Annotated in this window: 14 protein-coding genes; 12 read left to right on the top strand and 2 right to left on the bottom strand. The window is 56.8% G+C overall.

What is annotated here, in order from left to right:
- Window positions 1–415: 415 nt before the first annotated feature.
- On the top strand, window positions 416–1,636 hold the full coding sequence (locus tag B5E66_RS04005; protein ID WP_002584949.1) for an MFS transporter: 1,221 nt from the start codon (window positions 416–418) through the stop codon (window positions 1,634–1,636).
- An 80-nt stretch (window positions 1,637–1,716) separates the two neighbouring features.
- Here B5E66_RS04005 and B5E66_RS04000 read toward each other — a convergent pair whose 3' ends face one another.
- Together B5E66_RS04000 and B5E66_RS03995 are read right to left on the bottom strand one after the other, a co-directional pair.
- Window positions 1,717–2,517, bottom strand: a complete 801-nt coding sequence (locus tag B5E66_RS04000; RefSeq protein WP_002575858.1) for a helix-turn-helix domain-containing protein — start codon at window positions 2,515–2,517, stop codon at window positions 1,717–1,719.
- Between the two features lie 78 nt (window positions 2,518–2,595).
- Window positions 2,596–2,859, bottom strand: coding sequence for a hypothetical protein (locus tag B5E66_RS03995; protein WP_002575859.1), 264 nt, complete (start codon window positions 2,857–2,859; stop codon window positions 2,596–2,598).
- Window positions 2,860–3,087: 228 nt separating this feature from the next.
- On the opposite strand from B5E66_RS03995, the gene B5E66_RS03990 reads away from it, so the two are divergent.
- The 11 genes from B5E66_RS03990 (at window position 3,088) to B5E66_RS03930 (ending at window position 13,929) form a co-directional block, all read left to right on the top strand.
- Window positions 3,088–3,501, top strand: coding sequence for a cysteine-rich VLP domain-containing protein (locus tag B5E66_RS03990; RefSeq protein WP_002575860.1), 414 nt, complete (start codon window positions 3,088–3,090; stop codon window positions 3,499–3,501).
- Between the two features lie 111 nt (window positions 3,502–3,612).
- Window positions 3,613–4,008 (top strand): replication initiator protein A, encoded by a 396-nt coding sequence (locus tag B5E66_RS03985; protein ID WP_002575861.1) that lies wholly within the window; start codon window positions 3,613–3,615, stop codon window positions 4,006–4,008.
- Between the two features lie 173 nt (window positions 4,009–4,181).
- Window positions 4,182–5,126 carry a MobV family relaxase gene (gene mobV, locus B5E66_RS03975; protein WP_002575862.1) on the top strand — a complete coding sequence of 315 codons (945 nt, stop codon included), beginning with the start codon at window positions 4,182–4,184 and terminating at the stop codon, window positions 5,124–5,126.
- Between the two features lie 4 nt (window positions 5,127–5,130).
- On the top strand, window positions 5,131–5,322 hold the full coding sequence (locus tag B5E66_RS03970; RefSeq protein ID WP_321118048.1) for a hypothetical protein: 192 nt from the start codon (window positions 5,131–5,133) through the stop codon (window positions 5,320–5,322).
- Between the two features lie 94 nt (window positions 5,323–5,416).
- The gene (locus B5E66_RS03965; RefSeq protein WP_002575864.1) at window positions 5,417–6,928 is read left to right on the top strand and encodes a recombinase family protein; all 1,512 of its coding nucleotides are present in this window, start codon (window positions 5,417–5,419) and stop codon (window positions 6,926–6,928) included.
- Window positions 6,929–7,160: 232 nt separating this feature from the next.
- Complete coding sequence (locus B5E66_RS03955; RefSeq protein ID WP_087228968.1) at window positions 7,161–8,813, top strand: ABC transporter substrate-binding protein; 1,653 nt, start codon at window positions 7,161–7,163, stop codon at window positions 8,811–8,813.
- Between the two features lie 84 nt (window positions 8,814–8,897).
- Entirely contained in the window at window positions 8,898–9,839 is a 942-nt protein-coding gene (locus B5E66_RS03950; RefSeq protein ID WP_087228965.1) for an ABC transporter permease, read from the top strand.
- Between the two features lie 13 nt (window positions 9,840–9,852).
- Window positions 9,853–10,761 carry an ABC transporter permease gene (locus B5E66_RS03945; protein ID WP_087228961.1) on the top strand — a complete coding sequence of 303 codons (909 nt, stop codon included), beginning with the start codon at window positions 9,853–9,855 and terminating at the stop codon, window positions 10,759–10,761.
- A gap of 12 nt (window positions 10,762–10,773) precedes the next feature.
- Window positions 10,774–11,763, top strand: a complete 990-nt coding sequence (locus B5E66_RS03940) for an ABC transporter ATP-binding protein (protein WP_087228958.1) — start codon at window positions 10,774–10,776, stop codon at window positions 11,761–11,763.
- A 3-nt stretch (window positions 11,764–11,766) separates the two neighbouring features.
- On the top strand, window positions 11,767–12,762 hold the full coding sequence (locus tag B5E66_RS03935; RefSeq protein ID WP_087228955.1) for an ABC transporter ATP-binding protein: 996 nt from the start codon (window positions 11,767–11,769) through the stop codon (window positions 12,760–12,762).
- A 21-nt stretch (window positions 12,763–12,783) separates the two neighbouring features.
- Window positions 12,784–13,929: a M20/M25/M40 family metallo-hydrolase gene (locus B5E66_RS03930; protein ID WP_164474860.1), complete on the top strand. Its 1,146-nt coding sequence runs from the start codon at window positions 12,784–12,786 to the stop codon at window positions 13,927–13,929.
- Window positions 13,930–13,932 lie beyond the last annotated feature (3 nt).

Raw genomic sequence — 13,932 nt, 5'->3', positions numbered from 1 at the left:
CAACGGCGGCGCTGAAAGCGCCGTTCATCTTGACCGTTGACTGGCTCGCCTGGCTTTGCTACTGCCCGTAAGAGATGGAAAAACAAGATGGAAAACAAGGTTAAAAATGGTTGACAAGTCTATCGGATGTGTGTTATACTGTGCGACAGTTTGAGATTGGAAGGAGGCTTACGTGTGTTAATTTGTGTACGCTAATAAGCAATAAAAAGTAGAAGTACCTTTCCACATGATGGTGGGCTTTTTTTGCGTGCGTATGCAAAGGAACACGTAGGTTTGACACGAGCAGTCTTTGAACTGTATCGTGGTGTTTTTTCGTGCTTTGTTGTTATGCAGGCGTCTGCCCTCTCTGTGGGACAACGCCTGCTTTTTATTGCAGAAACAAAGGAACAATGCAATAAAAAAGGAGGTTCGCATTATGACCCAAAACAACAATTCATGGAGAAAAACTTATTTTACACTTCTTGCCGGACAAGCAATATCCTTTATTAGCAGCGGTATTTTGCAAATGGCCATTATCTTTTATTTGGTTGCGAAAACTAATTCTGCAATCATATTGACGGCGGCAACACTGATTGGATTTTTGCCGCAAGCCTGTTTAGGCCCGTTTGCAGGTGCTTTTGTTGACCGGCACAGCCGTAAAAGCGTAATGATTGGTGCGGATTTGATAATTGCCGCCGCTGGCGGTATTCTGGCGCTGGTGGCGTTTTACATGGAATTGCCCGTATGGTCTATTATGGTTGTCCTGTTAATCCGAAGTGCGGGAACTGCTTTTCATTCTCCAGCATTCAGCGCAGCAACACCTATGATTGTGCCAAAAGAGGAACTTACAAAATGCGCTGGTTACACGCAGACCATGCAAGCAGTAAGTGCGATTATCAGTCCAGCTGCCGCAGCGTTTTTATATGCTGTTTGGCCTCTTAATGCAATTATATTGTTAGATATTGTGGGTGCAATCCTTGCCTGTGTGACTGTTGCGATTTCGTCCATACCAACGCCTGAACTATGTCCAGAAACGAAAAGACAACAGTTTTTACAGGATATGAAAGAGGGGTATGTGGTATTAAAGCAAAACAGGGGCCTCTTTGCTCTGCTCTGGATTGGTGTAATTTATATGTTCTTTTATATGCCAATCAGTACGCTTTTTCCTCTCATCTGTATGTCATACTTCAAAGGAACACCGGCCCATGCCTCTGCCGCTGAAATTGCTTTTGCGGTTGGTATGCTGCTTGGCGGAGTCATTCTGAGCATTTGGGGCGGTTTTAAGAAACGGCGGTACACCATCGGTCTTTCCGTTCTCCTGATGGGCGTTAGCAATATGCTCTCCGGGCTTTTGCCGCCAGACGCATTTCTTGTCTTTGTTGTGTGCTGTACTGTTATGGGAATTTCCGCTCCATTTTACGGTGTGCAAAATGCGATTTTTCAAGAAACGGTCAAACCAGAATATCTGGGGAGAGTTTTTTCTCTACTGACAAGCGCCGCTTCCCTCGCCATGCCGTTTGGCCTTGTCATTTCCGGGCCTCTGGCGGAGCGGCTGGGAGTTGAGAAATGGTTTGTCATTTGCGGAATTGGCATTATCATCGTTGCGCTTGCCGTATTTTTACTACCCGGTTTGAGAGAGATTGACAATACGCAATAATCAACTGCACCTTTTTCTATTACTAAACAAAATGCCTGGATGGTGGTTCTGAAAAACCAGAACCGCCGTTCAGGCATTTTTTATCTTCGTCCTCTCTGCGGTTTTGGATTCTTCAGCAAGTCGGATTTTTCCGCAATCTTTTTCAGCCACTTCCGTTCTTCTACTGACAGCTTCCTAAAATTCAGCTTGAGCCGTTTGCAGATAAACGCCAAGTACGCTTGTTCCGTGTCGCTGTCCTGGCTGACGATTTCACCAGCAGTTTCCAGCATTTCTTTTAGCGGGTTATCCTCTGGGACGCTGAAAAAATCGTCCTTGTGTGTTTCCCGCAGAGCAAGGGCAATCCCGTTTATGTCCCGTTGTATCACATAGCGGCAAAACTCGTCCTCATCAATATGGGCGGTGATAAGCTGTCTTAACTGCGTATCACTCATGCCAGGATTATGCTTTTTTATAACAGTTGCGCTCATCGTGTCCACTATGGCGTTTGCACCCTGCGCCTGTTTCAGTGCCGTTCCGTTCACATAGATTTCAAGGTCAGCCATCAGCCGGGGGAAATCCGGGTGCGCCGCCAGCTCACACAGCAGGGTATTGTCTATCCTCCCGCTTTTCAGCAGGTCAATCATTTCATCACTCAAACGCAGGTCTGCAAGATCGGCGTTTGGGTGATTTTTCATTTCAGACAGCCCCAGCAGATAATCAGCGGTCACACCGTAAAACTTCGCCAGCCGGATAAGGGCATAGTGGCTGATGTCCTTGAAGTCTTCCGTTTCGTAACTGCCCAGCGCAGACTTGGAAAGCCCGGTCTGCTCCGCAAGCTGCCCCAGCGTCAAGCCACGCTCCACACGTAGGTCTTTTAATCGCTCTTGTATGGATAAAGACATATTCACCCTCCTTGCTAGCTCAACGAAAGAGAAGCCGTTATGCTATGTACTATGCTCATAGCATAACGGCATAGGCATTTACAGTTTTATTTTACCATTTGCTACATCTTCACGAAATTTATCAACAAGCTTCGCTGTCAGCTTGGATTTACCGTAGTGTTCAAGTACAAAAGTACGATAACTTTTTCCATCTACAAGCACATCACTTTTTCTGGTCAACAACCAATTTCCGTTACCTCCTCCCTGTTCTCTAATATTCCAGTCTTTCCCATATCTTTTATAGATTTCATCTTTTTTACCTTGAACAGACATTGATTCGCTTGGAATATAAACAATTTGCATAATAGCTCCTCCTTTATTTTGTGCAAGAAGACCAGAAACCTGAATTTGTCTTTTATCTTTTTTTGATTATATCACAAATCCGAGAGCGTGGAAATAGGGAGTTTTTCAGGCTGATTTCCTACCTCTTGGATATACGGCACAGGCGGTCAAAAAGGTGTAGACTTGGGATAGTTCATCGATGGACAAGCACCTTGGAAACAGAACACGCCAAAGAAAACGGAGGGACGCATGAGCAAAAGACCCTATCAACACCTGCCGCCGCTGGAACACAGGCCGGACGGCTCCCCCTACCGCATAACCCCGCCCCAGAAGAGACGAGCCAGCGGCCTGATACGCCGGGAGTGCTGCAACTGCGAGGACGGAAACTGCCTTGCGCTGGACGATGGCGACACCTGCGCCTGTCCGCAGATGATTTCGTTCTCCGTCTGCTGCAAGTGGTTCCGCTGGGCGGTCTTGCCGCTGGACAGGACGCTGGAAGCGGAGATTTACCGGGACAGGGACTTGAAACGCTGTGCGGAGTGCGGCGGTGTGTTCGTCCCGAAGTCCAACCGGGGCAAATACTGCCCGGACTGCGCCGCCAGAGTTCACAGGCGGCAGAAAACAGAAAGTGAACGGAAAAGGAGGTCTGCTGTGGACAGTTAAGAGCGGGAAAAGCCTTGATTTGCAAGGCTCCGCAAGCCCTCAACCGGGGCGGCTGGTATCATTTATCATTCGCCCCGGAAAACGGGCCTCTAACCGTCCACAAAACACGCTATGACAAACACGATTTATATTCACCAGCCGGAAAAGGCGTTCAGTTTCACCCGGCTCCCCAATTTCCTTTTTGAAGCACCCACATTCCAGCCCTTGAGCAACGAAGCGAAGGTGCTGTATGCCTTTGTCCTGCGCCGGGCGGAGTTGTCCCGGAAGAACGGCTGGGCGGACGAGTACGGGCGGGTCTACCTGTACTACCCCATCTGCGAGGTGGTCGCTTTGCTCCGCTGCGGGCGGCAGAAAGCGGTCAACACCCTGCGGGAGTTGCAGTATGCGGGGCTGGTGGAAATCCAGAAACAGGGCTGTGGAAAACCCAACCGCATTTACCCGAAATCCTATGAAGCGGTTCCAAACACCGACTTCAAGAAATCCGGTTATGGTACGCCGGAGGGCTGAAAACCGTACTTGGCGAGTACGAAAATCAATCCTCTTGAAGTACGGAAATCTGACGGTATATAGAAATACAGAGATTAAAACCATCTATTTACATTCATTCCATTCCAATCCTATCAGAGATATTTTCGGCGGGAAAACCCGCCGGAAAGGAATGGAATGGGGAAAGGAGTTCAATGGCACAACACGCAATTTTGCGATTTGAGAAGCACAAGGGCCACCCGGCGGGGCCGCTGGAAGCCCACCATGAACGGAAAAAGGAGCAGTACGCCAGCAACCCGGACATTGACACCAGCCGGAGCAAGTACAATTTCCACATCGTCAAGCCGGATGGCCGCTACTACCATTTCATTCAGAGCCGCATCGAGCAGGCCAGATGCCGCACCCGCAAGGACAGCACTCGGTTTGTGGACACGCTGATTACCGCCAGCCCGGAGTTTTTCAAGGGCAAGTCCCCAAAGGAGATAGCGGCCTACTTCCAGAGGGCGGCGGACTTCCTCATTGACCGGGTGGGCCGGGAGAACATCGTTTCGGCTATGGTACACATGGATGAAAAAACGCCCCATCTGCACTTGGTCTTTGTGCCGCTGACAAAGGACAACCGCCTGTGCGCCAAAGAAATTATCGGCAACCGGGCCAATCTGACGAAGTGGCAGGACGATTTTCACGCCTGTATGGTGGAGCAGTACCCCGACCTGGAGCGTGGGGAAAGCGCCAGCAAGACGGGCCGGAAGCATATCCCCACCCGGCTGTTCAAACAGGCGGTCAACCTCTCCAAACAGGCGAGGGCCATTGAAGCGGTTCTCTCCGGCATTACCCCGCTGAACGCCGGAAAGAAGAAAGAGGAAGCCCTCTCCATGCTGAAAAAGTGGTTTCCGCAGATGGAGAACTTCTCCGGGCAACTGAAAAAATACAAGGTCACAATCAATGACTTGTTAGCGGAAAATGAAAAGCTGGAAGTCAGGGCAAAGGCCAGCGAAAAAGGCAAGATGAATGACACGATGGAACGGGCGAAGTTAAAAAGCGAACTGGACGATATGCGGCGGCTGGTTGACCGTATCCCGCCGGAGATTTTAGCGGAACTGAAACGGCAACAGCGGCAGCATGGAAAGGAAAGGTGATCTTATAAGTAATATCAGATACAAAAAGGAAATCGAAATCGTGACTTTTCAGGGAAAGGAAATCACACTGGAAAATCTCTCCCCGGTGTTCACGCCGGAACAGGAAGCAGCCAAACGCCGGGAACTGGAACAGCAGCTTTATGAGGTGTTCCGCAAGTACGCCGACAAGCGGGAGAGTGAGGAAGCCGGGACATAAGGTTTTCCAAACCCATCATTGATTTGCGGGGCTGCTGGCGGTATAATAGAACTGTCAGCAGCTCCGTTTCTTTTTTAAGAAAAGGAGCGACAATATGAACAATCGGATAGACGCAATCTATGCAAGACAATCGGTAGACAAAAAGGACAGCATTTCCATTGAAAGCCAGATTGAATTTTGCAAATACGAGTTGAAAGGCGGTAACTGCAAGGAATACACAGACAAAGGGTACAGCGGCAAGAACACAGACCGTCCGAAGTTTCAAGAACTGGTGCGGGACATCAAGCGGGGCTTGATTGCAAAGGTCGTGGTTTACAAGCTCGACCGTATCAGCCGTTCCATTCTGGACTTTGCCAACATGATGGAGCTGTTCCAGCAGTACAATGTGGAGTTTGTGTCCTCTACGGAAAAGTTTGATACCTCCACGCCGATGGGACGGGCCATGCTGAATATCTGTATCGTGTTCGCCCAGCTTGAACGGGAAACGATACAGAAGCGGGTAACGGACGCTTACTACTCCCGCAGTCAGCGGGGCTTTAAGATGGGCGGGAAAGCCCCTTACGGCTTCCATACGGAGCCTATCAAGATGGACGGTATCAACACAAAGAAGCTGGTGGTAAACCCGGAGGAAGCGGCCAATATCCGGCTGATGTTTGAGATGTACGCCCAGCCCACAACTTCCTACGGGGACATTACCCGGTACTTTGCCGAACAGGGGATTTTGTTCCATGGCAAAGAGCTGATACGCCCCACGCTGGCGCAGATGTTACGCAATCCTGTCTATGTGCAGGCAGACCTTGATGTGTACGAATTTTTCAAAAGTCAAGGTACAGTCATTGTCAATGACGTTGCCGATTTTACGGGCATGAACGGCTGCTATCTGTATCAAGGGCGAGATGTAAAGGCCAGCAAGAAAAACGACTTAAAAGACCAAATGCTGGTACTGGCTCCCCATGAGGGTATCGTCCCCTCCGACACCTGGCTGACCTGCCGCAAGAAGCTGATGAACAACATGAAAATCCAGTCTGCCCGGAAAGCCACCCACACATGGCTGGCAGGAAAAATCAAGTGCGGGAATTGCGGGTATGCTCTTATGAGTATCTACAATCCCTCCGGCAAACAGTATCTCCGCTGCACGAAACGGCTGGACAATAAAAGCTGTCCTGGCTGTGGGAAAATCATCACTTCGGAACTGGAAGCGGTTGTTTATCAGCAGATGGTAAAGAAGCTGGCAAGCTACAAGACGCTGACAGGAAAAAAGAAAGCGGCAAAGGCAAACCCGAAAATCACCGCCCTGCAAGTGGAACTTGCCCATGTAGACAGCGAGATTGAAAAGCTGGTGGACAGTCTGACGGGGGCAAACAATGTCCTGTTCTCCTATGTGAATGTGAAGATAGCGGAACTGGACGGGCGCAAGCAGGAACTTCTGGCAAGGATAGCGGAGTTGACTGTGGAGGCCATCAGCCCGGAACAGGTCAGCCAGATTTCCGGCTACCTCGATACCTGGGAGAATGTATCTTTTGATGACAAGCGGCGTGTGGTGGATTTGATGATCACCACCATAGCCGCCACAAGCGACAGCTTGAACATCACATGGAAAATCTGACTGGCGGCACCCCTCCCGTCAGATACCTACCCTGTGTAGTCCCTTGTAAACTGTACTTTTCATTGTGCTAAACTGCAAATGACCCAAGAAACCCGGCGGGGCAGCCCGGTAAGGCGCTCCGCGGTGGCACAGAGAAACACAAGGACACAACAATGACGTTGAAAAGTCATTGCTGTGTCCTTTTTTCTTTGCTTTGCCGATGGGACAGCATACCAAAAGAGGGGAGTAATACATGATGAAGAAAAAGATCACACGCCGTTCCTTCCTGCGTGCGGCAGGCGTCGCCGGCCTGGCAGTCGGCGCCATGGGGGTCCTGAGCGGCTGCGGCGGCTCCGACTCCGCATCCACGGCGGCCTCCGCAGTCTCCGGCGGCGCTTCTTCGGCGGCTTCCGGCCCGGTGGACACCACCCAGATCAAGGACACCCTTCACTTTGCCGTCTCCCAGGAGGCCGCCAGCTACGATGTGCACAAGACCACCACCCTGGTGGCGCGGCAGATCTTTTCCGGCACGGTGTGGGAAAAGCTGGTCACCCTGAACGCCAACTCGGAGGTCATCCCCGAGCTGTGTGAGAGCTACGAGCTGAGCGAGGACGGCCACACCCTCACCTTCCACCTGCGGCAGGGGGTCAATTTCCACGACGGTACCGTCATGACGGCGGATGACGTGGTGGCCAGTCTCAACCGCTGGACCGGCGCTTACAGCAACGCCGGCGAGATGGTGGGGGACAGCCTGTTTGAGGCTGTGGACGAAAACACCGTCACCATCACGGCGGAGAGCTCCCTGCTGACCCTGCCCGACATGATGGCCGGCGGCAGCCAGCCTGCCATCATCACCACCGCCGCCTGCTGCGCCGACGAGGACGAGAACGGCTACCTGAACCAGTACATCGGCACCGGACCCTACCGGTTCGTAGAGTGGCGGCAGGACCAGTACGTCCAGCTGGAGCGGTTTGACGACTACTGCCCCTACTACCTCCAGGGCACCACCGAGGAGATCATGGACGGCTGGGGCGGCTACAAGCACGCCTACACCAAGACCATCTACTACGACAAGGTGGCCGAGCTTTCCACCCAGCTGGCGGGGCTGCAGGCGGGCACCTATGACGTCATCAGCATTTCCAGCGACAACAAACCCATGCTGGAGGGGGACCCCAATTACCAGGTGATGGAGGAGCAGGCCGGCACCGTCTGCATGGTGTTCAACAAGGACCCCAGCAGCATCGCCAGCAGCCAGGATATCCGCAGCGCCGTCAACGCCGTCGCCAACTGCGATGACCTGATGGCCGCCGCCTTTGGCAGCGACTACCAGCTGGGCAGCTGCTATATGGACGACCTGAACGCCTACTGGGTCACCGACGCCGGCAGCGAATACTACGACCTGCGGGACCCCGACCTGGCCGCCTCCTATCTGGAGAGCGCCGGCTACAACGGCGAGACCTTCACCATCCTGGCCCCCACCCTGAACAACTACAACAACATCGGCCTCGTGCTGCAGGATGAGCTGACCTCCATCGGGATGGACGCCCAGCTGACCACGGTGGACTGGGCCACCTTCACCGGCTACCGCACCGATCCGTCGGCCTTTGACATCTACATCACCAGCTTTGCGGCGGTGCCCCTGCCCAGCCTGAAATCCTATTTCGGACCCACCTATCCCGGCTGGACCAACGATGAGCGCACCGCCCAGCTGCTGGACGAGTTCAACAACGCCACCGTCCGGGAGGACGCCCTGGAGATCTGGAACGAACTGCAGGAGTACAGCTGGCAGTACCTGCCCTGCATCAGCGTGGGACACTATATCGTCTCCTATGCGTGCACCAACAAGGTCAAGGGGCTGTATATGGGCAACGGCGTCTACATCTGGAACGCCTATGTCGAATTGTAAGCCTGCCAGCACAGCTTGACCCCGAAAAACAGGGCGCTGCCTTTTCCGGGCCCGGCGCCCTGTTTTGTTCAGAGGAGAGTGGAAATGAAGAAGTATATCGCAAAACGCCTGCTTTCGGTCCTGCCGATTTTGTTCATCGTCTCCCTTGTGGTGTTCGCGCTGGTTCACCTTGCCCCGGGCAGCCCCGCCGCCGCCATGCTGGGCAGCGAGGCCTCGATGGAGGACATCGCGGCCCTGGAGGAGCAGATGGGCCTGAACGACCCGCTCTACATCCAGTATTTCCGCTGGATCGGCGGCATTTTGCAGGGAGACCTTGGCACCAGCACCACCGGCGACACGGTGGCCAATATGATCCGGGAGCACTTCCTGCCCACCATCAACGTAGCCCTGTTCGCCATGCTGATCAGTTTGGCCATTGCCCTGCCCCTGGGGATGCTGGCCGCCCGCAAGCGCGGCAGCCTTGCCGACGGTTTTGTGTCGGTGTTTGCCCTGGCAGGGGTATCGGTGCCCAGCTTCCTGCTGGGGCTGGGGCTGATGATGCTGTTCTCGGTGCAGCTGCGGTGGCTGCCGGTGTCGGGCTATACCCCCTGGTCAGGGGGCGCGGCGGCCCATTTGCGCTCCATCGCCATGCCGGCTGTGGCCCTGGGCTTTATGTACACCGCCCTGATGATGCGGATGACCCGCTCCAGTATGCTGGAGGTGCTCAACAGCGACTACATCCGGATGGCCAAAGCCAAGGGAGTCAGCGAGGCGGCCCTGGTCGGGAAGCACGCCTTCCGCAACGCGCTGGTGAACATCGTCACCGTCATCGGGCAGAGCTTCATCGGGGCCTTGTCGGGCGCCGCAGTGGTGGAGACGGTGTTCGGGGTCCCGGGGCTGGGCCAGCTCATCGTCAACTCCATAGGACGCCGGGACTATGAGGTGATCCAGGCGGTGGTGCTGCTGGTGGCCCTCATCAACGTGCTCATCAACCTGCTGACAGACCTGCTGTACGGCCTGATCGACCCGCGCATCCGGGTCAGCTGAAGGGAGGACAAGAATGGAAGCCACAAAGACCTATACGGCCGGCTCGGCCGAGCTGAAGGCCCTGCGCAGGCGGCTGGAAGGGGAGCAGCGCAGCCTGCGCATCCATGCCTTTTTGAAAAACCGCGCCTCGGTGGTGGGGCTTGCGCTGGTGGTGCTGCTGGTGCTGGTCGCTCTGGCGGCGCCCCTGCTCACCGGGCTGTCCGGCACCGACCCCTACACCAACGCCGTCTCCCAGCGGCTGCAGCCCCCCGGCGCCGGGCACTGGTTCGGCACCGACGATCTGGGCCGGGACGTGTTTGCCCGGGTGATCTACGGGACCCGCATCTCTCTGTTCGTGGGCTTCTCGGTCAGCGTGCTGGCCGGGGCCATGGGACTGCTGATCGGCCTGTATTCCTGCTACAACAAGGTGTTGGACGCGGTGCTGATGCGGATCTGCGACGGCCTGAAGGCGATCCCGTCCACCCTGCTGGCCATCTGCCTGATGGCGGTGCTGGGCCCCAGCGTCCGCAACGTGATCATCAGCCTGATGGTGGTCAGCACCCCCAGCCTGGCCCGGATGGTGCGTTCCTCGGCTCTCGCGGCCCGGGAGCAGACCTATGTGGAGGCCATGGTATGCCTGGGGGCTTCGCCCACCCGCATCCTGTGGAAGCACATCATGCCCAACACCCTTTCGCCGGTCATTGTGCAGATGACCTTTGTGTTTGCCAGCGCCATCCTCAGCGAGGCCGCCCTCAGCTTTCTGGGAGCGGGCGTGCCGGTGCCCGAGCCCAGCTGGGGCAGCATCCTCAGCCAGGGCCGCACCTACGTCTACACCGCCTGGTGGCTGATTCTGTATCCCGGCGTTTTTACCGCGCTGGCGGTGCTGGGGTTCAACCTGTTTGGCGACGGCGTGCGGGACCTGCTGGACCCCATGTCGCATTGAGGAGGAAGCGCTATGAGCGAAAAAGGAACGACCCTGCAGGTGGATTCCCTTTCCACCAGCTTCCGCACCCGGCAAGGGTGGCTCAAGGCGGTGGACGGCGTCAGCTTTTCGGTGGCCCAGGGGGAGATCCTGGGGCTGGTGGGAGAGTCGGGCTGCGGCAAAAGCGTCACCAGCCAGAGCATCCTGCGGCTGTACGATGAAAAACGGGATGTGCACTATGAGGGCCGCATCCGCCTGGACGGGGAGGACCTGCTGGCCCTCTCGCCCAAAGAGATGCACAAGGTGCGGGGCAGCCGGATCTCGATGATCTTTCAGGACGCCCTTTCCAGCCTGAACCCGGTCTTTACGGTGGGCGATCAGCTCTGTGAACCCCTGATGATCCACCAGGGCCTTGCCCGCAGGCAGGCCATGGAAAAGGCGGTGGAACTGCTCAAGCTGGTCAACATTCCCGCCCCCGAACGCCGGGTGATGCAGTACCCCCACGAACTTTCGGGCGGGATGCGCCAGCGGGTGATGATCGCCATTGCCCTGGCCTGCAAGCCGGAGCTGCTGATCGCCGACGAGCCCACCACCGCCCTGGATGTGACGGTGCAGGCCCAGATCATGGACCTGATCCGGGAACTGAACCAAAAGCTGGGGATGAGCGTCATGCTGATCACCCATGACCTGGGGGTGGTGGCCGAGACCTGCGACAGGGTAGCGGTGATGTATCTGGGGCAGATCGTGGAGCAGGCCGACAAAGCCGCCATTTTTGACGATCCGCGCCACCCCTACACCTGGGGGCTGATCCACTCCATCCCCCGGCTGGACGGCGACCGTGCCAAGCCGTTGTACTCCATTGAGGGGACGGTGCCTCTGCTGAATCAGGTGCCTCAGGGCTGCTGCCGCTTTGCCCAGCGCTGCCCCCATGTGTCGGAGCGGTGCCGTACCGCTATGCCCCAGCTGCAGGAAGCGGCGCCGGGCCACTGGGTGCGCTGCTGGATGTGCGCCAGGGAGGAATGAACCATGCATGAATCCAAAAATGTTGTGATCCGTACCCGGCAGCTGCGCACCTATTTTCCGGTGCGCAGCGCCCTGGGCCGGGTGGTGAATCAGGTCAAGGCGGTGGACGGCATCAGCCTGGAGGTGCGCAAGGGGGAGATCTACGGCCTGGTGGGGGAGTCGGGCTGCGGCAAATCCACCTTTGGACGCACCCTGATCCGCCTGCTGGAGCCCACCGGCGGCACACTGGAGCTGCTGGGCCAGGACGTGACCCACACCGGCATGAAAGCCCTGCGCCCCACACGGCGCAAGGTGCAGATGATCTTCCAGGACCCCTATACCAGCCTGAACCCCCACAAGCGGGTGGGCGATATCTTGATGGAGGTGCTGGAGATCCACGGGGAGAGGGACCGGGACAAGCAGATGAGTGCCGCCCTGGAGACCCTGCGCCGGGTGGGCCTGCGGCCGGAACACTTCTACCGGTATCCCCATGAATTTTCCGGCGGGCAGCGCCAGCGGGTGGGCATCGCCCGGGCGCTGATCCTGCAGCCCGAACTGATCGTATGCGACGAGCCGGTGTCCGCGCTGGATGTGTCCATCCAGGCCCAGGTCATCAACCTGCTCAAGCAGCTGCGGGATGAAAACGACCTGAGCTATCTGTTCATCGCCCACGACATCAGCGTGGTGCGCTACATCTCGGACCGCATCGGGGTGATGTATCTGGGGCATCTGGTGGAGGAAGCCTCCGCGGACGAACTGTTCGCCCATCCCATGCACCCTTACACCGAGGCTTTGCTGAGCGCTGTGCCGGACACAAATCCCCATGCCTCTGCCCACCGCATCCACCTGAAAGGGGAGATCCCGTCCCCCATCGATCCGCCCCGGGGCTGCCCCTTCCACACCCGCTGCCCGTATGCCGCCGAGGCCTGCGGCCAGATCCCGCCCCAGACCCTGGAGGCGGCCCCCGGGCACCGGGTGGCCTGCCTGAAATACGAAATGCCCCAGGCCATGAAGGTCTGAACCATCAGAAAGGAGCCCAGCATGAAACAGGAGATCCTGGATTATATCGAGGCGGAGCGCCCATACGGCTATGACCTGCTGACCCGGCTGGCACAGATCCCTGCGCCCAGCAACCACGAGGAGCAGCGGGCCAAGTTCGTGTGCGACTGGTTCCACCAGAACGGCGCGCCCCAGGCTTTTATTGACCAGGCCCTCAATGTGGTGTGCCCCATCGGCGTCACCGATTCCAACCCCGTCACCGTCTTTATGGCCCATATGGACGTGGTGTTCCCTGACACCACGCCCCTGTCCCTGAAAGTGGAGGACGGCAGGATATTCTGCCCCGGCATTGGGGACGACACCGCCAACCTGGTGGCGTTGCTGCTGGCAGCCAGGTATGTGCTGGCCCAAGGGCTGCAGCCGGCGGGAGGCAAGGGCTTTGTCTTTGTGGCCAACGCCGGCGAGGAGGGCCTGGGCAACCTGAAGGGGAGCCGCCAGATCTGCAAAAGCTACGCCGGCCGGATCGCGGAGTTCTGCTCCTTCGACGGCTATTTCGAGGGCCTGTGCACCGACGCCGTGGGCAGCGAGCGCTACCGGGTGGAGATCCTCACCGAAGGGGGCCACAGTTTCGGAAGCTTTGGCAACCGGAACGCCATCGCCTATCTGGCCTCCATGATCGGTGAACTCTACCAGCTCAAGCCCCCGGTGACCAAGACCCGCACCACCTACAACGTGGGCATCATCCAGGGAGGGACCAGCGTCAATACCATCGCCCAGCAGGCGGAGATGCTGTATGAATACCGCAGCGACAGCGCCCGGGACCTGGATTCGATGCGCCGCCACTTTGAGGCGGTGGTGGAGGCATACCGGGCCAAGGGAGTCGCCGTCCGTGTGGAGCTGCTGGGCCAGCGGCCCTGCAGCGGCCCGGTGGACCCCGGACAGCTGGCCGGCCTCGCCCGCCGCATCGGCGCTGCCATCGAAGCGTACAGCGGGGTCAATCCCGCTCTCCACGCCGGCAGCACCGACTGCAACATCCCGCTTTCTCTGGGCATCCCTGCGGTGTGCGTGGGCATGGTGGAGGGCGCAGGCGCCCACACCCGGGAGGAATACGTGGAGATCGACAGCCTTGTCAAGGGATACCGCTGCGCCTTTGCCTGCATTCTGCCCTATTTTGGCCAGGAGGTGTGAACC

Origin of the sequence: Faecalibacterium sp. An121 (assembly GCF_002160915.1) — a bacterium.
GTDB lineage: Bacteria > Bacillota > Clostridia > Oscillospirales > Ruminococcaceae > Faecalibacterium > Faecalibacterium avium.
Note: the sequence above shows the minus strand (reverse complement) of the source record. Positions and strands in the feature narration are given on the sequence as shown.